Source organism: Microbacterium sp. Root61, assembly GCF_001427525.1.
Classification (GTDB): domain Bacteria; phylum Actinomycetota; class Actinomycetes; order Actinomycetales; family Microbacteriaceae; genus Microbacterium.
Map to the genome: position 1 here is coordinate 208,825 of NZ_LMGU01000002.1, position 21,390 is coordinate 230,214.

Annotated in this window: 19 protein-coding genes; 13 read left to right on the forward strand and 6 right to left on the reverse strand. The window is 68.9% G+C overall.

Annotated elements, in window-relative coordinates; all coding sequences use genetic code 11:
* Nucleotides 1–9: 9 nt before the first annotated feature.
* Nucleotides 10–897 (reverse strand): alpha-1,2-fucosyltransferase, encoded by an 888-nt coding sequence (locus ASD65_RS17240; protein ID WP_082561975.1) that lies wholly within the window; start codon nt 895–897, stop codon nt 10–12.
* Nucleotides 894–2,177 (reverse strand): oligosaccharide flippase family protein, encoded by a 1,284-nt coding sequence (locus tag ASD65_RS17245; protein ID WP_162248521.1) that lies wholly within the window; start codon nt 2,175–2,177, stop codon nt 894–896. The genes ASD65_RS17240 and ASD65_RS17245 overlap by 4 nt, the downstream gene beginning before the upstream one ends.
* Before the next feature lie 214 nt (nt 2,178–2,391).
* On the opposite strand from ASD65_RS17245, the gene ASD65_RS17250 reads away from it, so the two are divergent.
* From ASD65_RS17250 to ASD65_RS17270, 5 genes are all read left to right on the forward strand, one after another.
* Nucleotides 2,392–3,333: a GDP-L-fucose synthase family protein gene (locus tag ASD65_RS17250; RefSeq protein WP_056225607.1), complete on the forward strand. Its 942-nt coding sequence runs from the start codon at nt 2,392–2,394 to the stop codon at nt 3,331–3,333.
* Nucleotide 3,334: 1 nt separating this feature from the next.
* Nucleotides 3,335–4,504, forward strand: a complete 1,170-nt coding sequence (locus ASD65_RS17255) for a DegT/DnrJ/EryC1/StrS family aminotransferase (protein WP_056225612.1) — start codon at nt 3,335–3,337, stop codon at nt 4,502–4,504.
* 63 nt (nt 4,505–4,567) lie between these two features.
* On the forward strand, nt 4,568–5,599 hold the full coding sequence (gene gmd / locus ASD65_RS17260) for a GDP-mannose 4,6-dehydratase (RefSeq protein ID WP_056225616.1): 1,032 nt from the start codon (nt 4,568–4,570) through the stop codon (nt 5,597–5,599).
* A gap of 68 nt (nt 5,600–5,667) precedes the next feature.
* Nucleotides 5,668–6,459 (forward strand): ABC transporter permease, encoded by a 792-nt coding sequence (locus ASD65_RS17265; RefSeq protein ID WP_056225619.1) that lies wholly within the window; start codon nt 5,668–5,670, stop codon nt 6,457–6,459.
* A complete protein-coding gene (locus ASD65_RS17270) occupies nt 6,459–7,202 on the forward strand; it encodes an ABC transporter ATP-binding protein (protein WP_056225622.1) in 744 nt (247 codons plus the stop codon). Before ASD65_RS17265 ends, ASD65_RS17270 begins: the two co-directional genes overlap by 1 nt.
* A 20-nt stretch (nt 7,203–7,222) precedes the next feature.
* Here ASD65_RS17270 and ASD65_RS17275 read toward each other — a convergent pair whose 3' ends face one another.
* The 3 genes from ASD65_RS17275 to ASD65_RS17285 are packed head-to-tail and all read right to left on the reverse strand — an operon-like array spanning nt 7,223 to nt 10,968.
* Nucleotides 7,223–8,221 (reverse strand): glycosyltransferase family 2 protein, encoded by a 999-nt coding sequence (locus ASD65_RS17275; RefSeq protein ID WP_056225623.1) that lies wholly within the window; start codon nt 8,219–8,221, stop codon nt 7,223–7,225.
* Between the two features lie 12 nt (nt 8,222–8,233).
* Nucleotides 8,234–9,571 carry an O-antigen ligase family protein gene (locus ASD65_RS17280; protein ID WP_235566824.1) on the reverse strand — a complete coding sequence of 446 codons (1,338 nt, stop codon included), beginning with the start codon at nt 9,569–9,571 and terminating at the stop codon, nt 8,234–8,236.
* Nucleotides 9,568–10,968, reverse strand: a complete 1,401-nt coding sequence (locus ASD65_RS17285) for an O-antigen ligase family protein (protein ID WP_056225627.1) — start codon at nt 10,966–10,968, stop codon at nt 9,568–9,570. Before ASD65_RS17285 ends, ASD65_RS17280 begins: the two co-directional genes overlap by 4 nt.
* Before the next feature lie 43 nt (nt 10,969–11,011).
* On the opposite strand from ASD65_RS17285, the gene manA reads away from it, so the two are divergent.
* The 4 genes from manA to ASD65_RS17305 all read left to right on the forward strand — a co-directional run bounded on the left by manA (nt 11,012) and on the right by ASD65_RS17305 (nt 17,074).
* On the forward strand, nt 11,012–12,166 hold the full coding sequence (gene manA / locus ASD65_RS17290) for a mannose-6-phosphate isomerase, class I (protein ID WP_056225630.1): 1,155 nt from the start codon (nt 11,012–11,014) through the stop codon (nt 12,164–12,166).
* A 188-nt stretch (nt 12,167–12,354) separates the two neighbouring features.
* Complete coding sequence (locus ASD65_RS17295) at nt 12,355–12,672, forward strand: WhiB family transcriptional regulator (protein ID WP_082561977.1); 318 nt, start codon at nt 12,355–12,357, stop codon at nt 12,670–12,672.
* 101 nt (nt 12,673–12,773) lie between these two features.
* Nucleotides 12,774–15,656 (forward strand): glycosyltransferase, encoded by a 2,883-nt coding sequence (locus tag ASD65_RS17300; protein WP_056225631.1) that lies wholly within the window; start codon nt 12,774–12,776, stop codon nt 15,654–15,656.
* Nucleotides 15,653–17,074: a DUF5719 family protein gene (locus ASD65_RS17305; RefSeq protein ID WP_056225634.1), complete on the forward strand. Its 1,422-nt coding sequence runs from the start codon at nt 15,653–15,655 to the stop codon at nt 17,072–17,074. The genes ASD65_RS17300 and ASD65_RS17305 overlap by 4 nt, the downstream gene beginning before the upstream one ends.
* A gap of 8 nt (nt 17,075–17,082) precedes the next feature.
* Here ASD65_RS17305 and ASD65_RS17310 read toward each other — a convergent pair whose 3' ends face one another.
* Nucleotides 17,083–17,523, reverse strand: coding sequence for a metallopeptidase family protein (locus ASD65_RS17310; protein WP_200948732.1), 441 nt, complete (start codon nt 17,521–17,523; stop codon nt 17,083–17,085).
* Nucleotides 17,524–18,055: 532 nt separating this feature from the next.
* On the opposite strand from ASD65_RS17310, the gene ASD65_RS17315 reads away from it, so the two are divergent.
* The 4 genes from ASD65_RS17315 to ASD65_RS17330 all read left to right on the forward strand — a co-directional run bounded on the left by ASD65_RS17315 (nt 18,056) and on the right by ASD65_RS17330 (nt 21,329).
* Entirely contained in the window at nt 18,056–18,262 is a 207-nt protein-coding gene (locus tag ASD65_RS17315) for a DUF3499 family protein (RefSeq protein ID WP_056225637.1), read from the forward strand.
* A gap of 159 nt (nt 18,263–18,421) precedes the next feature.
* Nucleotides 18,422–19,342: an efflux RND transporter periplasmic adaptor subunit gene (locus tag ASD65_RS17320; RefSeq protein WP_056225640.1), complete on the forward strand. Its 921-nt coding sequence runs from the start codon at nt 18,422–18,424 to the stop codon at nt 19,340–19,342.
* Nucleotides 19,339–20,106 carry an ABC transporter ATP-binding protein gene (locus ASD65_RS17325; protein WP_056226419.1) on the forward strand — a complete coding sequence of 256 codons (768 nt, stop codon included), beginning with the start codon at nt 19,339–19,341 and terminating at the stop codon, nt 20,104–20,106. Before ASD65_RS17320 ends, ASD65_RS17325 begins: the two co-directional genes overlap by 4 nt.
* Complete coding sequence (locus tag ASD65_RS17330; protein WP_056225643.1) at nt 20,106–21,329, forward strand: ABC transporter permease; 1,224 nt, start codon at nt 20,106–20,108, stop codon at nt 21,327–21,329. Before ASD65_RS17325 ends, ASD65_RS17330 begins: the two co-directional genes overlap by 1 nt.
* Nucleotides 21,330–21,390 lie beyond the last annotated feature (61 nt).

Here is a 21,390-nt window from a genome sequence, read left to right on the forward strand (position 1 = left end):
GGAGCCCGCTCAACGAGCGTCGAGCGTGATCCAATCGGCGTGCAGGAGATCCGACTTCGCGGTTCCCGTCTGAGTCCAGGGGCGGGGGGCGATGACGGGCGCGCGTCCGCCAGAGCGTCGGTGCATCAGTTCTGCTGCCCACCAACTGAAACTGGAGTTGCTCATGATCATCGCGTGGCCGGCTGACATAGCTTTGAGCGTCGCCCAGGTGCCGAGAGCCCCGTCGTCCTCGACGAAGTCGAAGTCGCCCTCGACACCGCGGAGCTCATCCTTGACCAGATCGACCGAGTCGGAGAAGACCCGTACGGGAAGATCGATCCCCATCGCGCGCAGCAGTTTCACCGAGCGCACCGCATAGGCGACGGAGGCGATGAACTGCCGATCCGCGGACACCGCGAGGTAGTCCCCGCGTCGAAGATGAAGCGATATCGCGGGCGTCCGGTCATACTCGCGAAGGCGGGATGCCTCCGCCTCGGTGTCGGCCGTATCGAGCATCGAGGCGATCAGCTGGTCGCGGACATTCGGGAAGTATCGCGGCGACTGGAAGTATCCGACGAGCGTCGTACCGGAGGTGATCTGCTCGATCGCGGGCTGATAGCGGTCGCCATCCCGCTCGAGGAAGATGTGCCCCCACGGTCGTCGGGGGAATGGCAGCACCCGCTCACGATTGATCCGGACGGACCTCCACGGACTCTCCTTCGGGCCGAGGAGCCGCCCAGGATGATCGATGGCGTCGAGCCCATAGCGGAAGGTCCCGCCGACGCTGAAATGCGAGGCGTCGAGGTAGAGCGGGACATCCAGGCGTCGCGCCTGCTCCCACGCAGCGGCGAGGATGAAGATCTGGTTGCCGAGACCCCCCATGACGTACCCGCAGACACCGTCTCGAATAATGTTCATTGGATTGTCCTCTCCGCGACGCGCCGTCGCGTTGCCCAACTGTCCAGTACAAGGAACGAGGCGAGCACGGCGACGCCGATGCCGCCGAGCCACCAGAGCATCGCCGTGATGTCGGGGATGGTAATGGTGAACGCGATCCACTGCGCGATGACAGCGGCGACGAGCACGATCGCACCGCCGCGGGACCCGTAGGAAGTCATCTTGATCAGCATGCCCTGGGCAGCCATCCACGGCAGGTAGGCGAGCGAGACGGGGACGAGTAGTCCTGCGGCTTGTTGGAAGGCCGGGCCGTAGAGCAACGCGGTCAGCCAGCTTCCGAAGAGCGCGAAGAAGGCGATCATGGCGATGCTTGTGGCGCAGGAGGCGCCGAGCGTCACGAAGACTCCCACCCGCGACAGTGCGGGATTGTCACGATTGCGGACGAAGCGCGGCAACAGGTAGAGGGACAGGGTGGACGGGATGAGGAAGCCGGCTTTGACGAGCACTGTCACGGCAGCGTAGTTGCCAGCGACGGTCTCCGCCGCGCCCGCTCGGAGAAAGAGGACATCCGAGGAGATCAGCCAGGCGAACGAGACGGTCAGAAGGACGATCGTGAGACCGGTGACGGTGAAGATGCCGCCGGTGGGACGGGGTATACGCCGGGCGGACCAGGCCGCGCCGACGACGGCGAGGGCGGTCGCGAGGACGACGGCGCCGATGACGCCGACGAGGCCGGCCGCGGCGACGGCGACGATGACGAGTGCGACGACGCGGAAGACGAGCGAGAGCGTCGACCACCAGACAGCGCGGGCCACGTCGCCCGCGCCCTGGAGCAGCCCGAGCGCATCCGCGAACAGGAAGCTCAGCGGGATACACACGGCCGCTGCGAGGACGACGACCGGCGTCGTGTCCAGGGCACGCGCGAGCCACGGCGAGATGACGGCGACAAGTGCACCTCCGACGACCCCGATGGTGATCGCCTCCCACGGTACCCGACGCCTCTTGGGTGCAGCAGCGTGCAGGGCGATTTCAGCGGCGGTCTGGACGGTCACGATGTTCTGGAGTGACGAGCTTCCGATCGCCGCGACGCTGACGATTACAAGGAATGCCGAGAGCAGTCCGAAATCCGCCGGGGCAAGATAGCGCGCGCTGCCGATCTGGAACCCGAACGCGGCAAGCATTCCGATGATGCTCGCGATCGCGACCGCCGACAGCCCGCGCGCGTGCGAGCGGAAATGCCCACCCAGTCCATCGGCGTCCCTAACCGCTTTCGGCTCGCGCTCGTCGTCTTGTTCAGCCATCACGCAATCCGCTGGTCTCCAAAGTCGCCCGTACGGGACTCGTGCGCGGTGCACACGACCATCTCGGCACTCAGCTCGTGAGACCCGACACACCAGACTATCAATCAGGAAATCGACCAGAGGTCGGGTCGCCCAGCCGGATCGACTAAACTCGGCGCGGGCTTGGCTCTCGACATGGTGTTGTTGGCGCGCCCATCGACGAGTGAGGAAGCGAATGCGGGTACTTCTGACCGGCGGCAACGGCATGCTGGCGCAAGCGGTCGGTCGTGCCTGGAAGAGCGCGGGTCGTACCGACGATCTCGTGCCGGTCACGCGCGCCGACGCGGACCTCCGCGACCAGGCGGCTGTGCACGCGATGGTGGAACGGATCGCGCCGGATCTCATCATCCATGCCGCTGCCCGAGTCGGCGGTATCGCCGCGAATGTGGCGGATCCCACAGGGTTCCTGTTGGACAACGTTCAGATCGACGCCAACATCCTCTCGGCCTCGATGCGCGCAGGCATCCGAAAGTTCGTGTACTTCGGCAGCTCGTGTATGTATCCCAGGGACTACCGGCAGCCCCTGGTCGAGACCGATGTGCTCGCTGCGCCGCTCGAGCCGACAAACGAGGGCTACGCCCTTTCCAAGATCACATCGGCGCGCTATTGCGAATACGTTGCACGGCAATTCGGTTTCGATTACCGCGTCATCATCCCCTCGAACCTCTACGGCCCTCACGACGACTTTTCGCTCGATCGCGGTCACCTTGTCGCTGCGACGATTGCGAAGGCGCATCGGGCGAAGGCGGAGGGCGCGACATCGATCGACGTGTGGGGCGACGGGACGGCACGTCGCGAGTTCACCTACGTCGGCGACCTCGCCGACTGGCTGGTCGAGAACCTCGACGGCCTCTCGGCATGGCCGACCCTCATGAATGTGGGGAAAGGTGAAGACCACAGCGTGCTGGACTACTACGAAGCCGCTCTCGAAACGGTCGGCTACCGATGCGAGCTCGTGACGGATCCGAGCAAGCCGTCTGGGATGAAGCAGAAGCTCATGGATTCGTCCTTGGCGGCCCAGTTCGGATGGCGTCCGGCGACGGACCTCGCTGAGGGCATGCATGAGTCCTACCAGGCATATCTCGGCCAGCTCGCCGAGTCGACGACGGAGATCTGAGATGGCGATTCAATACCCTCTTGCAACGACGACATGGGATGACGCCGAGTACGCGGCGCTGCAGACGGTGATCGCGAGCGGTCGGTTCACGATGGGACCCGAGGTTCGCGCATTCGAGCGTGAGTTCGCCGAGGCCGTCGGCGCGAAGTATGCCGTCATGGTCAACTCAGGAAGCAGCGCGAACCTCGTCGCGCTCGCGGCAGCCGTTGTGAACCCCGATGTCGATCTCAACCCGGGTGACGAGGTCATCGTTCCCGCAGTCTCGTGGGCGACGACCTTCTACCCGGTCCACCAGCTCGGCCTGCGTCTTCGCTTTGTCGACGTGGATCTTGACACGTTGAACATCGACGTCGAGAAAGTGGCAGCGGCTATCTCGCCCGCCACGAAGGCAATCTTCGCGGTCAACCTGCTGGGAAACCCCGCCGACCTCGTGGCGCTCACCGAGCTTGCACGCGTGCACGATCTGGTGCTACTCGAGGACAACTGCGAGTCGCTGGGTGCAACGCTCAACGGCCGTCAGGCCGGAACGTACGGCCTGGCCGGCACGTACAGCGCGTTCTTCTCGCATCACATCTCGACGATGGAAGGCGGACTCGTCACGACCGACGACGAGTACACCTATCAGGCGGCCGTGTCGCTCCGCGCGCACGGCTGGACGCGCGAGCTCCCCGACGACAACCTGATCCACCCGAAGTCCGGCGAACCGTTCGACGATCTCTTCCGATTCGTCCTCCCCGGCTACAACGTGCGACCGCTGGAGATGTCCGGTGCCCTCGGTCGCGAGCAGGTCAAGAAGCTCCCCGGCCTGATCGAAGGGCGTCGCCGCAACGCCGCCGTGTTCGTCGAGAGATTCGCCGGTCGCGATGATGTCCGCATCCAGCGAGAGAACGGTGAGAGTAGCTGGTTCGGATTCTCGCTCCTCCTCGAGGGCCGGCTTGCCGGCCGACGACATGACGTGGTCCACGCGCTCACCGCCGCCGGCGTCGAAGTGCGCCCGATCGTCGCGGGCAACTTCACCAGGAACCCCGTGATGCAGCACTTGGACGCGATCGTTCCCGACGAGCTTCCCGCCGCAGATCGTATCCACGACGACGGATTATTCGTCGGCAACCACCACTACCTGATCGACGCGCAGATCGACCTCCTCGCGTCCGTGTTCGATCGCGTCTGAGACACCCACTCCTCCACGCGGACGCAGCCCGCCACAAGCACTAGAGAAAGCACCGATCCACACATGACCGCGACCGCGCCGAAGCGAGCATTCATCACGGGCATCACCGGCCAGGATGGGAGCTACCTCGCAGAGCTCCTTCTCTCGAAGGGCTACGAGGTGCACGGTCTGATTCGTCGCGCCTCGACCTTCAACACCGTCCGGATCGACCACCTCTTCGAGGATCCGCATGCACCGGGTCACCGCCTGACCCTGCACTACGGCGATCTCACGGACGGGTCGCGCCTGGTCACACTGCTCAGCACGATCCGCCCGGATGAGGTGTACAACCTCGCTGCGCAGTCGCATGTGCGCGTGAGCTTCGACGAGCCTGAGTACACCGGCGACTCGACAGGGCTGGGCTCGGTGCGCTTGCTGGAGGCGGTCCGCCTCGCCGGCATCGACTGCCGCTACTACCAGGCCAGCAGCTCCGAAATGTTCGGTGCCACTCCACCGCCGCAGGATGAGACGACGCCCTTCTATCCCCGGTCGCCGTACGGCGCCGCGAAGGTCTACTCCTACTGGATCACCAAGAACTATCGCGAGGCGTTCGGCCTGTTCGCCGTGAACGGCATTCTCTTCAACCACGAGTCGCCGCGTCGAGGCGAGACCTTCGTGACGCGCAAGATCACCCGTGCTGTCGCCCGGATCGCGGCAGGAGAGCAGAGCGAGCTCTACATGGGCAATCTCGACGCCGTACGTGACTGGGGCTACGCACCGGAGTACGTCGAGGCAATGTGGCGGATGCTCCAGCATGACACCCCCCAGGACTACGTGGTTGCGACGAACACGGCCTATACGGTGCGCGACTTCCTCGAGTTCTCCTTCCGGCACGTCGGACTCGATTGGGAGAAGTTCGTGAAGTTCGACGAGCGCTATCTGCGCCCCACCGAGGTCGATGCGCTTGTCGGCGACTTCTCCTTGGCTCAGCGGGAACTTGGATGGACCCCGGCAGTGACGACACCGCGCCTTGCCCAAATCATGGTCGATCACGATGTCGCGGCGCTCGCGAGCGGCCGGTCGCACCTGCGCGACGAGGTCGATTGGCAGGTCTGATCGGTCGCTGGCGCCGGAACCTCCCGGCCGGTCCGGCATCTTCAGTCGAGCGCTCTAGACTCGTCCACGTGACCACCGCAGCCGTCGGCGCCCCCGGCTCCCCGCGGCGCTACGTGCACTCCCTGTGGCTGCTCTCGGCGCGAGACCTTCGCGTGCGGTACTCCACGAGTGCCCTGGGGTATCTGTGGTCGGTGCTCGATCCGCTCGTGATGAGCGTGATCTACTGGTTCGTCTTCACCCAGGTGTTCGAGCGCACAGTCGGTGAGCAGCCCTACATCACCTTCCTCATCGTCGCGCTCCTCCCATGGGTGTGGTTCAACTCCGCCGTCTCGGACTTCACGAAGGCGTTCAACAAGGACTCGCGATTGGTCCGATCGACCTCGATCCCGCGGTCGATCTGGGTCAACCGCATCGTGTTGAGCAAGGGCATCGAATTCCTGTTCTCGATCCCGGTGCTGGTGCTCTTCGCGATCTTCTCGGGCGCGACCGTCGGGTGGGGCATCCTCTGGTTCCCTGTCGGAGTCCTCGTGCAGCTGGCGCTGCTCATCGGCCTCGGCCTCCTCGTTGCGCCACTGTGTGTGCTGTACGGCGACCTGGAGCGCACGACCAGGCTGATCCTGCGGGCACTGTTCTACGCGTCACCGGTGATCTACGGAGTCTCCGATCTGCCGGCCCCGTTCTCGCAGCTCGCGGCGTTCAACCCGCTGTCCGGCATCTTCACGCTCTACAGGGTGGGCTTCTTCCCGGACCAGTGGGACACCTTCACCGTTCTGGTGGGCGTGATCATGAGCCTCGCATTCCTCGCGCTGGGTCTTCTCGTCTTCGGTCGCCTCGAGCGCGCCGTGCTGAAGGAGCTGTGATGGGGGAGTCCCTCGCCATCGAGGTCGATGGTCTCGGCATCCGCTTCCGCCGCAACCGCCGCGGTCGCCGCAGCTTCAAGGATCTGTTCGCCGGCTCATCTCGACGCACCAAGCCCAGCGAGTTCTGGGCGTTGCGCGACGTGTCGTTCACAGTGGAGCCTGGCGAGTCCATCGGCGTCGTCGGGCGCAATGGACAAGGCAAGTCGACGCTTCTGCGCCTCGTCGCCGGCGTGCTCATCCCGGACGAGGGCCGAGTTATCGTGCACGGTGGGGTCGCGCCCCTGATCGAGATCACCGGCGGCTTCGTGGGCGACCTGACGGTGCGCGAGAACGTTCGGCTGACCGCGGGCCTGCACGGGATGTCGCGGGCCGAGGTGAGCAGCCGTTTCGACGGCATCATCGACTTCGCCGAGATCCGCGACTTCGTCGACACGCCGTACAAGCACCTGTCGAACGGCATGAAGGTGCGCCTGGCATTCGCTGTCGTCTCGCAGCTGGACGAGCCGATCCTGCTGGTGGACGAGGTGCTCGCCGTCGGCGACAAGGCGTTCCGCGACAAGTGCTACAAGCGCATCGACGAGCTGCTGGCCGAAGGGCGCACGCTGTTCTTCGTCTCTCACAACGAGCGGGACCTGCGCCGCTTCTGCACGCGCGGTCTCTACCTCGACAAGGGGCAGCTCGCGATGGATGCCCCGATCGCCGAGGTACTCGACCGTTACAACGCGGACTACAACGCCGGCTGAGGCTTCGACCGGGAGTCGCCCTAGGAAGCTGCGACAGTCCCCAGCGGCGGCATCGGCTGCCACGAGGCGTCGTTCGCGATCTTGCGGCCGTCGCGGAGGCCGCGGAACAGGTTCGACGTTCCTCGAACGGTGCGCTCGACGAAGACGAGCCGCATCAGTTCCTTCATGAACGTCAGCGTGGTGCCGGCCCCGAACAGGATCGGGTTGTAGACGCCGAGCGAACGGTAGTACTGCTTGATGTGCGCGCGGTTGCGCATGATGTAGTACCGGTACGCGTTGCTCGAGGCGTTGAAGTGGCGGATGCCCATGTCCCACTGCTTGATCTCGCGGGTGCGGCGCAGGACGAACTCGTTGACGATCACCGAGGCGGTCTTGCGCGAGGCGAGCCAGCCGTACATCTGGTCGTCCCAGTAGATGAAGAAGCGCGGGTCGGGCAGGCCGATCTGCTCCACGATGTCGCGGTGGATGAACATGCCTTCGAAGCAGCCGGAGTTCATCGGCTTGTAGCCGGACTCATCGAAGCCGGCGGGGGCGAAGGGGATCGGGATGCCGAGCGGCTCGGCGATCCGGTACTGCCAGTAGAACTCGCTGCCGTCGTAATCGTAGCGACGGCCCTGGATGCTCTTGAACCGCGGTGCCCAGTCGCCCATGCGGGCGAGGCCGTCGGGGATGATCTCGACGTCGTCGTCCATCAGCCAGATCCACTGCGATCCGAGCTCGTAGGCGACGCGCATGCCCTCGCTGAAGCCGCCGGAGCCGCCCGTGTTGGTGTCGAGGCGGCGGTAGACGATCTCGGTGCCGACCTTGTCGCGGTAGGACTCCACGAGCTCGGTCGTGTCGTCGGTGGACGCGTTGTCGACGATCACCAGATGGCCCGGCTTGGGGTCCATCACGATGATGCTCTCGAGCAGTCGCGTCAGCAGCGCCGAGCGGTTGTAAGTGACGACCGCGATCGTCGCGCTGGCGGGGTCGAAGGGAGTCGTCGAGGTCATCTGGGGGGTGTCTGCGGCAAGGGGCATGGCCTCAGCATCCTACCGTGACAGACCGGGCGGTTCCTGGACGTGGGGGAGCACCGGCCCGGTGTCCATCAGATCGATCCGATCCCGCCACGAGCGGGACTGCCCGGCGCGCACGGCGCAGATCACGAGCATCACCCATCCGAATCCGGTGAGGGTGAAGCTCTCGAACATCGAGTCGACCAGGAGCGCGACGAGGATGAGCGGCGTCCACGCGTAGACGATCGACCGGCGGTCGCTGGCGACGAGCCATGCCCGCACCAGGGCGATGCCGCAGAAGATGGAGAACAGGATCAGTCCGATCCAGCCCACCTGCAGCAGCACGTCGAAGTAGGCGTTCAGTGCCGATGCGTGGTTGGCCGGGCGCAGCAGGTAGTTGATCGAGTTGAACGGGAACTCGCTCTTCTCCCACGCGCCGAACCACCCGAATCCGATGACCGGGTCGAAGCGGACGAAGTCCAGGATCTTGTTCCACAGCGTCGCGCGCATCGAGAAGTCGCTGCCCGCACCCAGCCACGCGATGATCGGATGCCGCAGTGCATAGGCGACGACGAGTCCGATCGTGACGACCGCCCCCAGGCTCCACTGCAGGGCACTGCGGTGCTCGGGACGCGTGTGGCGCACGAGGCCGAGGGCGGCCGCGGCCGCGCCGACGGCGATCGCGAGCACGAAGACGGTGGGCGAATCCGACAGAGCGGCGAGCGAACCGGCCAGCACGATCGAGTACACCGCGACGCCGAGGCGGATCGACTGCGTGCGGTACTCGACGAAGAAGGTGATGAGCGCCAGCACTGTGGCCAGGCCGAGCAGGTTGCGGGTACCGAAGAGGCCCTGGATCGGACCGAGCTCGGCGATCCTGCCCTGGATGCCCAGCAGCACGAACGGAGTGTCCAGCAGGATGCCGGACAGGATCTCGAGCGCGAGCGAGGCGGTGAGCACCCAGCGCATCACGTCGCCGAGCGCGCGCACGGTCTGCAGCGTGTCGCGGACGTGTCCGATGACGATCGCGAGCAGGGCCAGGCCGGCGGTCGAGGTCCAGCCGGCGACGGTGCTGGAGGTGTCCTGGGTCCAGAAGAGGCTCACCAGCGCCCACAGCAGGAACACCAGGAGCGTCGTGGGGACGAGCCGCAGGAACGAGATCTCGCGGCGGCGGGCCACCAGCATCCCGATTCCGACGACGCACAGTCCCGCGATCATCGCGATGTAGGCGACCTCGCCTGCGATGCGCTCGATCGCATAGCTGCTGAAGACGGTGCCGAGCGCGGCGATGGTGAACGCGCGCGCCATGTCGGCGGACGCGAGCAGAGCCCCGATGCTGTGAAGTCGCGACGCTCCGGCGTGAGCGTCGGTCACGAGCGGTGCTTCGTCGGTTCGCCGCGTTCGATCGCGATGCGGGCCTCGGCGGGCCCGACACCGATGTGCGGGGACTGCTTGATCTTGAACGCGAACATGACCAGGAACATCCAACCCCACAGCAGCAGCGGTCCGGACTCGGCGAGGCCCTGTACGAGGAGGATGGCGCCCACGAGCGTCGGCAGCAGTGTCAGCGGCGAGTACGGGCGGTCGTCGCGGAGGTCCCAGCGGGGACGGTCGACCGCGAAGAACCAGGCGCGCCAGACGAACGCGAGATAGGTGAGGATCATCAGCGTGAGCCCGATGGCGCCGAGCTGCAGGTACACGTCGATCCACATGTTGTGGGCCTGCATGACCCGCTCACCGTGGTCCATGATCCGGATGTCGAAGGACGGGTCGGTGACGAGCCACGGCGTCGCGAAGCCCCAGCCGACGACCGGGTGCTGGTTCGCCCGCTCGAGGACCTGCTCCCAGATGCCCTCGCGACCGGTGAGGTCGGCACTGCGGCCGAGAGCCGTGAAGATCGCGTCGCGCCAGATCCACAGGGCGGCGGCACCGCCGACCCCGACCACGACGTAGCCGATGTAGTACCGGGTGCGCTCGCCGGGTTTGCGGGCGGTGCGCATCAGCAGCACCGTGGCAAGGACGACCACGACGGCGGCGGCGGCCATGTACGTCGTCGCGGAGGCGGCGCGGTACATCAGATAGGCGGACAGCACGATCCAGCCGATCAGCAGCCCCCGTCGGGGTGCCCCCGCGGCGAAGCGGATGGCGAAGACGATGATCGCGAGAAGGGCGACCGCGGCGAGGAGATTCGAGTTGCCCCAGATCCCCTGGATGCGCCCGCCGTCGAAGAGGTTGTCGCGGGACCAGTAGAGGATCGGGTCCATCTTCTCGGTCGGGCGCACGAAGCCGGGCAGCAGCGGTCCCTGGACGAACAGCGAGACTGCGAGCTCGAACAGGATCGACAGCGCCATCGCCCACTTCAGCGCCGAGGCGATGGCGCGGACGATCTCCCGCCAGGTCAGGACGCTCGCCACGAACAATGCCTGCACGCTCGTGATAACCAGCAGCAGCCAGGTGAGAGCGGATGCCCCGACCCAGGCCGACCACGCCATCGACAGGCCCGCCCACGCGACGTAGCCGACGATGAACCAGGGGAGGCGCCGCCACTGCACGGGCGGACGGATGCGGAACCAGAGGCCGACCGACAGCAGCCCGCCGAGGATGGTGATCACGCTGGCCGCGGTGGCGCCGATGGCGTTGACCCATGCGACGCCGCTGAGCGCCATGAAGAGGACGAAGATGCACCACGCGCGCAGCATCAGCAGCCCGGTCTTCTCCCGGACCGGGGCTGCCGGCGGCGCCGACACCGGATGCTTCGTGTAGACGGCCATCGTGCACTCAGGGTACCCCGGGGCACCGGCCTAGGCTGGATGCATGCTGATCGGAATCTCCAACGCGCCGCGCGACTCCGCCTGGGGATCCCCCACCCTCATCGCCGAGCTGGAGGGGCGCGAGCCCACCGGTGCGCCGGAGGCCGAGGTGTGGTTCGGCGACCACCCCGCCTCTCCTTCTGCGGTGCTGGACGGCACCGGTCGCACGCTCGATCAGTGGCTCGCGGCGCAGGACGCGGAATCCGGGACGCCGCCGCGGCTGCCCTATCTGCTGAAGCTGCTCGCCGCGGCATCCACTCTCTCGATCCAGGCGCACCCGTCGAAGGCGCACGCCGAGGCGGCGTTCGCGCGGGAGGAGGCGGCCGGGATCCCGATGGATGCCGCGCACCGCAGCTACCGGGACGACAACCACAAGCCCGAGCTCATCGTCGCGCTCAGTGAGCGGTTCGAGGCGCTCGTGGGTGTGCGCGACCTCGCTGCGACGAGGCGGCTGCTGAAGGCGCTGGGGGACGCCGCGGCACCGGTGCAGCAGCGCCTCGACACGGACGGCGTCGGCGGCACGGTCGGGTGGCTCCTCTCCGGCGACGCGCAGGACATCGTCGACGCCGTGATCGCCGCCGCGACCACCGCAGAGTCGGACGAGTTCGGGTTCGAGCTCGAGGTCTCCCGTCGCCTTGCCACCGCCTACCCGGGCGACCCGGGGGTCGTGGTGGCCCTGCTCATGAACGTCGTCACGCTGTGCCGCGGCGAGGGCGTCTATGTCGGCGCGGGCGTGCTGCACGCCTACCTCGCCGGGCTCGGCGTCGAGCTCATGGCCGCGAGCGACAACGTGATGCGCGGCGGCCTGACGCCCAAGCCCATCGATGTGCCCGAGCTGCTGGCCGTGCTGGACGAATCGGCGGGCGCGGTCGCGCTGCTGCAGCCCGAACCGGCGGGGGAGGGGGTCGAACGGTTCGCGCCCGGCATCCCCGACTTCGCGCTGCTGCGCGTGGAGTCCGTCTCCACCAGCCCGCGGGTGGTCGAGACGACCGGCACCGCCATCGTGCTGGCCACCGCCGGCGAGGTGGCCGTGCGCGGCGCGGTCACTGCGGATCCGATCGTGCTCCGCCCGGGACAGGCGCTGCTGGCGACCCCGGCGGAGTCGCCGCTCCAGGTGGTGGGGGCGGGCGAAGTCTTCGTCGCCCAGTCGGGAATCTAAGCCCCACTGACACTCGATCGATGGGCCGCGCAGCGACCGTGATCGAAGTGCGACACGCCGACGGCGCGTCGTGAAGGTTCAAGTCTGGGGTGAGGCTTTAGTATCTGCGACTTGACCCGAGCGAACTACACGGGTGTAATTATGCATACACGTGAACCGCGTGGGGGGCTACGAGGTGGGAGAACGAGATGACGGGTTACCGTTCAGGCGTTCCCGACAATTGGTTCGTCGATCCGGTACAGCTCGGTGTTCCGGGGGTGCGTCGTCCCGTTGAGGGGATCGACGACAACCCGCTCGCCTGGCAGACCGATGCGCTGTGCGCACAGACGGATCCGGAGGCGTTCTTCCCTGAAAAGGGAGGATCGACGCGTGATGCGAAGCGAATCTGCACGACCTGCGATGTCCGCGGGGAATGCCTGGAATACGCACTGCAGAACGACGAGCGCTTCGGCATATGGGGCGGATTGAGCGAGCGCGAACGTCGCAAGCTCAAGCGCCGCGCCTGATCCGCTTGAGGCGGGACGCACACGACGCCGGGCACTCCGTTCTGGTGCGCCCGGCGCGTGCGCCGCTCTCGCCGTCGCGACCCGCCTAGGCTGACCAGGTCATGCCCGCTCGAGTTCACGCCATCCTCGTTGTGCGCCCGGATGGGCGCACCCCCGCGACGTTGCATCTGAAGCGCACGCTCGCGGCGCTGGACGATCAGCAGCGCCGCATCGACGCGCTCACCGTGGTCCTGTGCGGCCCGGACAAGGCCCTGACCGAGATGGCGACCGCCTCCGGCGCCGACATGGTGATCACCGCACCGGCGCATACGAGGTTCGCCGCCGCCGCGGCCATGGCCACCCCCGGCCTCACCGGCGACGCCGTCTGGCTGCTGGCGCAGGACACCGCTCCGGAGACGGATGCGCTCACTCGCCTGGCCGGAGCGCTCGAACTCGCGCCGTCGGTGGCTTTCGTCGCGCCGAAGCTCGTGCGGTGGGACGACCGCACCCAGATCGTCTCGCTCGGCGTCAGCATGACCACCCTCGGCCGTGCCGTGGGCATGGCCGACGGCCAGCTCGATCAGGGGCAGCACGACGCCGTCGAGGACATCCTGGCCGCAGACGTGCGCGGACTGCTCGTGCGCACCGACGCGTGGCGCGAGCTCGGCGGCCTCGACCCGGCGCTCGTCGGCGCCGACGAAGGCCTCGATCTCGGCATCCGCGCCCGCCTCGCAGGTGCGCGGATCTCCCTGGTGCCCTCGGCGCTGGTCGCCGTGGCGGGTGACGGCGTCGCCGGGATGCCGAGCCTGCTCAGCCCGCAGCGCGAACGTCGCCGCGCGTTCGCCGAGCGGACCGCTCAGCTGCACCGCCGCCTCGCCTACGCGCACCCGCTTGCCCTGCCCTTCGTCTGGCTGGCGCTGCTGCCGACCGCCCTGGTGCGCACCGTCCTGCACCTCGTGGCGAAGCATCCCTCGCTCGTCGGGGTCGAATGGGCCGCATCCGCGGTGGCGTTCGTGCGCGTCGGCGCCATCGGCCGCTCGCGGGCACGCATCCGCGCGGCGCGCCGCACCCCCTGGACGCAGATCGCGCCGTTGCGCGTCACCCGTGCGCAGCTGCACGAGCGCTTCGACGGCGATTCGGACGGCGGCGCGAACGAGGGGCCGGACACCCGGGGCGAGCTGCGGTTCTTCGCCGGTGGCGGCGCCTGGCTGGTACTGGCCGCGCTCGTGGTCTCGATCGTCGCCTTCCCCGCGCTGCTCGCATGGCCGGTGCTCGGTGGCGGGGCGCTCGAGCCGCTGCGTGCGACCGTCGCACAGCTGTGGGGGGACGCCGCCTACGGCCTGCGCGCCACCGGGCTCGCGACGATCGGCCCGGCCGATCCCTTCGCAGCCGTGATCGCGGTCGTCGGCAGCCTCTGGCCCGGCGACCCGTCGCGCGCGATGGTGCTGCTGTGGCTCGCCGCGCTGCCCCTCGCCGCTCTGGGCGGCTGGTTCGTGGCCACACGCGTCACCGCGCGGCCGCTGCTGCGGATCACCGGCGGCGTGCTCTGGATGCTGGCACCGACGTTCCTCGCGGCGCTGAGCCAGGGACGCCCCACCGGCGTGCTCGTGCACCTCCTGCTGCCGTGGCTGTTCTACGCCGGCAGCGTCGCGCACCGATCCTGGGCGGCCGCGGGCGCGGCATCCCTCCTCTTCGCCGCGGTCGTCGCGTGCGCGCCGTCGCTGGCTCCCGCGCTGCTGATCCTGTGGCTGATCGCCGTCATCCTCGCTGTCGCACTGCGCGGCGGTCGCGGGGTCAGCCGGCTGATCTGGCTGCTCGTCCCGGCCATCGCAGCCTTCGCGCCGCTCGTGTGGACCCGCATCCGCTCGGGGAGCTTCTGGGAGCTGCTGGCCGATCCCGGAGTCGTGTGGGCGGGTCCTCAGGTCGCCGCCGACCCGGCCGGCCGCGCGCTGCTGGCCGCGGGCTTCCCGACCCCCGACCTCGGGGGCTGGACCGTCCTGCTCGGGCAGATGGCGCTGCCGGTCTGGTGGGTGCCCCTGCTCGTGGCGCCGGTGGCCGTGCTCGCGCTCGCCGCCGCCCTCACGCAGCGGTGGCTCGCCGGCGTCGTGCTGCTCGTCGTGGCGGCCGTCGGCATAGGCACCGCCTTCGCCGCAGTCGGCATCGCCGTATCGTTCGACCAATCCGAGGTGGTCGCGCTGTGGCCCGGCGCGGGATTGAGCCTCGCCTGGCTCGGCGTCGTCGGAGGCGCGCTGGTCGCGCTCGACACGGGCTTCGCCCCGCGCCTCGCCATCGCCCGCTCGGCGACCGCGTTCCTCGTGATGGTCGCCATCGTCGTGCTCGCGGTCCCCGCGCTCGATCGGATGGTCGGTGTCGACCCGGATGTCGACGAGACGGCTTCGGTGCTGACGAACGGCCCGCGCAGCACCCTGCCGGCGTACGTCGCCGCCGAGGGCCGCGAGAACCAGGATGTCGGCACCATCACGCTCACTCCGCAGAACGAGGGCGGCGTCGCGACGCGCATCGTGTGGGGCGGCAGCGAGACGATCGGCAGCTGGTCGACGATCTCCTCCACCCGCACCAGCCCGACGGCGCAGGATCACGAGGTCGCGGCGCTGACGGCCGACCTCGTCACCACGAGTGCCGATAATGTCGTGGAACGCCTCGCCGCCGCCGGCGTCCGCTTCGTCCTGCTCGCGCCCGCCGATGCGCCGGAGTCCTCTGCCGCCCGCGCGCTGCGGCTCTCCGCCGCCACGGCGCTGAACCAGCGCGACGGACTGGACGCGGTCGGAGAGACCTCGAAGGGCGACCTGTGGCGGGTCACGCAGCCGATCGAGCCGCGCGCCCAGGCCGAGGCATCCGTCCGCGATCTCGCCCGCTGGATCGCCATCGCACAGCTCGCGGTCATCGCGGCGGCGCTGCTGCTGGCCGTGCCGACTCGCGCCTCTCGTCGAGAAGCCCGCCGCGCGTCGCGCATCGTGGGACCCTACTGGCAGGAGGGGCGATGAGCGATCGCCGCGCATTCCGCTGGGCCACGACGAGCGTCCGCCTGCTCGTCGGGACCCTCGTCGCCGTCGCGTTCGTCGTCGCCGTGGTGACCGCCGTCGCCGCCCCGTGGCCGACCATCGCCCACGAACCGCTGAAGGAGGAGGCGACACCCGCCCCGTCTGCGAGCGTCGTCTCGTGCACCGGCGGTCTGCTGATGCTGGGTCGCCAGGCGGGCAGCGCGTCGCAGCTCGCCGTGGCCGCCCCGCAGGGGACGACCGCCGGTTCCGTGGACGGGTCCTCGCGACCGGCCGAGAGCGAGCTGTCCGTCTCGGGCGTGCCCGAGAGCAGCCCGATGGTGTTCACCGTGCCGCCGGAGCGTGGCGAGCGGGCGGATGTCGCGGCATCCGGTTCCGCCGTCGTGAGCGCCGAGGATCTTCGCGGCTTCGCGGCATCCGCCTGCCATCCCGCGCTGATGGAGTCGTGGCTCGTCGGCGGCGCCAGCACCACCGGCGCGGCGGATCTCGTCCTGCTGGCCAACCCGGGGGTCGTGCCCGCGACCGTGCAGCTGACCGTGTACGGCACCGGCGGCGCGCAGGTGCCGCCCGGCGGCGACGCGGTCGTGGTGGCTGCCGGCACCCAGACCGTGATCCCCCTCGCGGGGCTCGCCCCTGGGCAGGAGAGCCCCGTCGTGCGCGTGACCTCGATGGGCGCGCCGATCCAGGCCTCGCTGCAGACCTCGCTCACTCGTACGCTCCTGCCGGTCGGCGTCGACCAGATCACCGCCATCGCCGCGCCCGAGCAGACGGTGACGATTCCGGGCGTCGCGGTGACGGTCGCGCCGGGTGCCGAGGGCGCCTCGGACGCGGCGACGGTGGTGCGGATGCTGTCGCCGGACGCCGATGCCGCGGCAACCGTCACGGTGACCCTGGTCGGCGGTACCGACCCCGTCGTGGAGCCGTCCGTCGTGCCGCTGACGGCCGGACTCCCGTCCGAGATCCAGCTCGGCGGCCTGCCGGTCGGGCAGTACGTCGTGCAGGTCGAAGCCGAGTCCCCGCTCGTCGCCGCGGTGTGGCAGTCGGCCGGCTCCGGTGAGGCCGCGGACTTCGCGTGGTACTCCGCCGCACCGACGCTCGGCGGTCCCACCCTGTTCGCCACGCCCGCCGGACCCGAGGGCGTCTTGACGATCCTCAACTCCGGTCCGAGAGCGGCGACGGTGACGGTCACGTCGGTGGACGGCGACCGGCCGCAGTCCGTGACGATCGCCCCGGGCGAGGCGGGGGCGCTGAAGCTCGCGTCGCAGTCGATCTTCCGGCTCGACCCGGGGGAGGGCGCCGGTGCGCTGCGCGCCGGGCTCTCGTTCGCCGGAGACGGCGCGCTGGCCGCCTTCCCGGTGTGGCCGTCGGATGGCGCGGCAGCGCCGATCGTGGTCTACCCGTAGGGCGGGACTCAGAAGTAGCGGAACCGCTCCGGACCGAGGTCCCAGGGGTCGCGGTCGAGGTACTCGGCGGCGGCGCGGAAGACGCAGCCCTCCACCATCATGCGGCGGTGCAGCTCGTCGTCGCGGTGCAGGTGGCTGAGCCGCTCGATCGGGACGCGGTACAGGATGATCCGCTTCTCGTCGGCGAGCACCTGCCAGCGGGGGATGCCGTCCTCGTCGGGCGCGGCAGGCATGTCCCCGATCTCGAAGCTCACGTGCTCGAGCTCGGGCCACGCGGAGCGGAGGAACTCCGCTGCGGTGCCCACGGCGAGGTCGAATCTCTCGACACGCGTGTCGAGAGGCGGCAGTGGCGGGCGCACCACGGGACTGCGGTCCTCGCGGCCGTGCCGCCCGTGCCGGGCCGGTCGGCGCACCGGAGCGGATGAGCTCGTCGTCCGTCGCCATGGCATGAGCCCATCCTAGGTGCGGCTGTGCGGCGCGGCACCCGAGTGCGCGGTGGGGCTGTGTCGTGCGGGTTGCGGGTGTGCGGGGGCGGGGCGGGTGTGCGGGGGCGGGGGCGAGGCGCTGGGGCGGATTTCGTCCGTCGGGGCGTGATTCGTGCGCCCCAACGGATGGATCGTGCCCCAACCCGTCCGCTACGGGCAAGACGTGCCCCCAACCCGTCCGCTACGGGCAAGACGTGCCCCATACCCGTCGGCGAGAGGCAGGACATGCCCCTATGGGCGCACAGCACCCCCTCTCCTGCCAGGGACGGACGGATCGCGCCCCAACCCCGTCAGTGGCAGGCAGATCTGAGGCTGCGCGGTGCGCGGGGCGCGGCGCTGGGGCGGATTTCGTCCGTCGGGGCGTGATTCGTGCGCCCCAACGGATGGATCGTGCCCCAAGCCCGTCGGCGGCGTGCGGATCTGCGGCATCGGCGGCTGCGCGGCTGTGCGGCGCGGCATCCGAGTGCGATCCTCGCCCGTGGATAGCATGACGAGGATGCGAGAGAGACTCTGCTCCAAGGTGGCCTGCGCCCGCGAGGCCGTGGCGACGCTGACGTTCGACTACGGCGATCAGATGGCCGCGCTCGGGCCGCTGGGCGGTGGAGGGGACCCGCACGCGCACGATCTGTGCGCGATCCACACCGACCGGCTCTCTGTCCCGAAGGGCTGGGTCGTCGTCCGTCACGAGACTCTGCGCGTCTAGCGCGGGTCGATGTTGAGACGATGCGCGCCCCCGTGACACTGACGGTCGAGGGGGTCGGCGTTCGTCGGATCCCCGCGAGTAATGCATACTCGGTATACGAATACTGAGTGAGTTTGCAGACAGCGGCGCCATTGGCGTGCGCCGCCGAAAGGACGAGACATGGTGGTCTGGCGTCGATGGATCTTCCCGATCCTGATGGTGGTGGTCTTCGGCTTGATCGCCGCATCCCTGGTGAAGGTGGCGTTCTTCCCGGATCAGCAGGCCGCGGCCGAGGTGCCCATCGGGCAGGTGACCGACCCGGTCGTGCCGGTCGAGCGCGGTTCCATCGTCAATCAGCTGGATGTCACCGGCACCGTCGCGCGGGATGAAGCCGTACCGCTGCGCTCGGACGTGGACGGAGTCGTCTCCGAGGCGTACGTCGGCGAGGGCGCGCGCGTGGAGGCGGGTCAGGCGCTCTTCAAGATCAAGCTCTCCGACCCGGTGCGGTACGTCGTGTTCACGGCTCCGTTCGCCGGCGAGCTGAGCGAGGTCGCGCTGGTCAAGAACCAGGCCACCAGTGTGGGAACCGAGTTCACGAAGATCACCCCGAACACCTTCCACGTGCTGGGCACGATCGAACCGGTGCAGCTGTACCGCCTGATCAATGCCCCGACCGATGCGACCGTCACCATCACCGGCGGACCGGCTCCGTTCACGTGCACCGGACTGACTGTCCAGGTGGCGCAGGATGCCGCGACCAGCGTGCGCTGCGCCGTTCCGGCCGACCAGACCGTGTTCGCCGGACTCCCCGCCACCATCGGGATCACGGTCGGAACCGTCGAAGACGCGCTGGTCGTGCCCACCACGGCCGTGCGCGGCGGCGCCGGCAGCGGCATCGTCTGGGTGGATGCCGACGGCACCGCCGAGGAGCGCACGGTCACGCTCGGCATCAGCGACGGCGTCACGATCGAGGTCCTCGAGGGTCTCGAGGAAGGCGAGCAGATCCGCCAGTTCGTGCCCGGCGTCGAGAAGGAGGCCGAGCAGATGTGCTACCCGGACGGCATGGGTGGCGAGTTCTGCGAGAGCGTCGTGCAGTGGTGAATCTGCTGAGTCTCGAGGGCGTCGCCAAGAGCGTGCTGCTGCCCGACGACACGACTCTCGACATCCTGACGGGCATCGATCTCAGCGTCGACGGCGGCGATCACGTGTCCATCGTCGGACGCAGCGGTTCGGGTAAGACGACGCTGCTGAACATCCTCGGGCTGCTGGACGACCCCACCGGAGGCACCGTGCTGTTCGAGGGGAAGAACGCCAAGGACCTGGGCGGCGGTGCGCGCGATCGGGCGCGCGGGCGCGACATCGGCTTCGTCTTCCAGCAGTTCAACCTGCTCGCCGGCCGCACGGCGCTGGAGAACGTCGTCATGCCGCTGATGTACAGCCGCGGGCGCACGTTCTGGAACCGCACCGCCATCGCCACGGCGATGCTCGAGCGGGTCGGACTCGGCCACCGGCTGAACAGCAAGCCCGACCGCCTCTCCGGTGGTGAGCAGCAGCGCGTCGCGATCGCCCGGGCACTGGTCCGTCGGCCGCGGATCATCCTGGCCGACGAACCGACCGGCGCCCTCGATGTCGAGACCGGTGGCGTGGTGATGGAGCTGCTCGACGAGGTCGCCACCGAGTCCGGTGCGGCCCTCATCACGATCACCCACGACCTGCACGTCGCGGCGCGCGCCCGGCGGCACTACCGGCTGGATGCCGGCGTCCTCACTGTCGCCGACCTCGATGCCGCGTTCGCCGCGAGCACGGTCGCCCGGCACCCCGCCGCAGAGCCGGCGTTCGAGCTCGCGCAGGAGGTGGCGGACTGATGGCGGCGCCGTCGTTCGCCCCCGTCGCCGGAGCCGTCCGTGAGGCCTGGGACGAGCTGCGCGTGCACAAGCTGCGCGTGCTGCTCAGCCTGATCGGCGTCGCCGTGGCCGTGGCATCCCTCACCGCCGTCGTCGCCATCGGCGAGCTGCAACGGCAGTACATCTCCGAGCAGAACGACCGCTGGGGCGGCCGCGAGGCCACCATCGCGATCAACATCACCCCGACCGGCACCGAACCGGTCGACTGGGACTCGTGGAATGCGCACGTGGAGCGGGTCTTCGACCGGTACGGGTTCTCGCACACGACGCGCAGCGGCCAGGCGCAGGTGCCGGTGCAGTTCCCCGACGGAGTGTCGCCGGTGCAGGCACGGCTGGTGGATCCGGCCTTCGGGACGATCCACCGCGTGGTGCTCGACCAGGGTCGGTGGTTCGTGCCGTCCGATGCGGACCTGCTCGCTCCGCCCGTCGTGATCTCCGGGCCCCTCTGGCAGCAGCTGGGGATGCCCGCGCTGTCCACGAATCCCGTGATCACGCTGGGCGGTCCGTGGGCCGGCACCTATCGACTGATCGGGGTGACCCCGAAGGCCGGCGAATGGGACCAGGAGATGCGTGTCGACATGCTGTTCGATGCGTTCCGCGATCGGGTCGAGGCCGTGCCGGACGACGTCATGGTCTCGACCGAGGTGTGGGTCTCGCCGGCGGATGCCGACACGATCGGGCCGCTGCTGGGCCAGGACCTGCGCGCCGGTCTCTCCGAGGGGTACGAGGTGACGGTCAATCGAAGCGACTTCGCCGCGCAGATGCAGGGTGATCCGATGCTGATCTTCACCCTGATCACCGGTGCGATCGCCGGCATCGTGCTGCTGCTGGGCGGACTGAGCCTGGTGAACATTCAGCTGGTGGCGATGCGGCAGCGGATCCGCGAGATCGGGGTGCGCCGCAGCTTCGGCGCGACCGGCGGGCGGATCTTCTTCTCCGTGATGCTGGAGAGCGTCGTGGCGACAGTGGTGGCGGGTGTTGTGGGCATCATCGCGATCGTCGTGCTGATGCAGCAGAAGTTCGTCGTCAACGCCCTCGCGCCGGGACTCTCGGACGTGCCGCCGTTCCCGTTCTCCGCCGCGATGACCGGGCTGATCGCCGCCGCGGCGGTCGGCGCGATCGCGGGGCTGATCCCCGCGATGGTGGCCGTGCGGGTGAAGCCGATCGACGCGATCCGGTTCTGAGGCGGGCTCGCCCGGCGGCCGGCTTCCGGTCCCGGGCGACGCCGCCGCAGGGGATCGGCGG

Excerpts from the sequence above, each read along its gene's own strand:
- ASD65_RS17240 (WP_082561975.1), bottom strand. The coding sequence starts at position 897 with ATGAACATTATTCGAGACGGTGTCTGCGGGTACGTCATGGGGGGTCTC.
- ASD65_RS17245 (WP_162248521.1), bottom strand. The coding sequence starts at position 2,177 with ATGGCTGAACAAGACGACGAGCGCGAGCCGAAAGCGGTTAGGGACGCC.
- ASD65_RS17250 (WP_056225607.1), top strand. The coding sequence starts at position 2,392 with ATGCGGGTACTTCTGACCGGCGGCAACGGCATGCTGGCGCAAGCGGTC.
- ASD65_RS17255 (WP_056225612.1), top strand. The coding sequence starts at position 3,335 with ATGGCGATTCAATACCCTCTTGCAACGACGACATGGGATGACGCCGAG.
- gmd (WP_056225616.1), top strand. The coding sequence starts at position 4,568 with ATGACCGCGACCGCGCCGAAGCGAGCATTCATCACGGGCATCACCGGC.
- ASD65_RS17270 (WP_056225622.1), top strand. The coding sequence starts at position 6,459 with ATGGGGGAGTCCCTCGCCATCGAGGTCGATGGTCTCGGCATCCGCTTC.
- ASD65_RS17275 (WP_056225623.1), bottom strand. The coding sequence starts at position 8,221 with ATGCCCCTTGCCGCAGACACCCCCCAGATGACCTCGACGACTCCCTTC.
- ASD65_RS17285 (WP_056225627.1), bottom strand. The coding sequence starts at position 10,968 with ATGGCCGTCTACACGAAGCATCCGGTGTCGGCGCCGCCGGCAGCCCCG.
- manA (WP_056225630.1), top strand. The coding sequence starts at position 11,012 with ATGCTGATCGGAATCTCCAACGCGCCGCGCGACTCCGCCTGGGGATCC.
- ASD65_RS17295 (WP_082561977.1), top strand. The coding sequence starts at position 12,355 with ATGACGGGTTACCGTTCAGGCGTTCCCGACAATTGGTTCGTCGATCCG.
- ASD65_RS17300 (WP_056225631.1), top strand. The coding sequence starts at position 12,774 with ATGCCCGCTCGAGTTCACGCCATCCTCGTTGTGCGCCCGGATGGGCGC.
- ASD65_RS17305 (WP_056225634.1), top strand. The coding sequence starts at position 15,653 with ATGAGCGATCGCCGCGCATTCCGCTGGGCCACGACGAGCGTCCGCCTG.
- ASD65_RS17310 (WP_200948732.1), bottom strand. The coding sequence starts at position 17,523 with ATGCCATGGCGACGGACGACGAGCTCATCCGCTCCGGTGCGCCGACCG.
- ASD65_RS17315 (WP_056225637.1), top strand. The coding sequence starts at position 18,056 with ATGCGAGAGAGACTCTGCTCCAAGGTGGCCTGCGCCCGCGAGGCCGTG.
- ASD65_RS17320 (WP_056225640.1), top strand. The coding sequence starts at position 18,422 with ATGGTGGTCTGGCGTCGATGGATCTTCCCGATCCTGATGGTGGTGGTC.
- ASD65_RS17330 (WP_056225643.1), top strand. The coding sequence starts at position 20,106 with ATGGCGGCGCCGTCGTTCGCCCCCGTCGCCGGAGCCGTCCGTGAGGCC.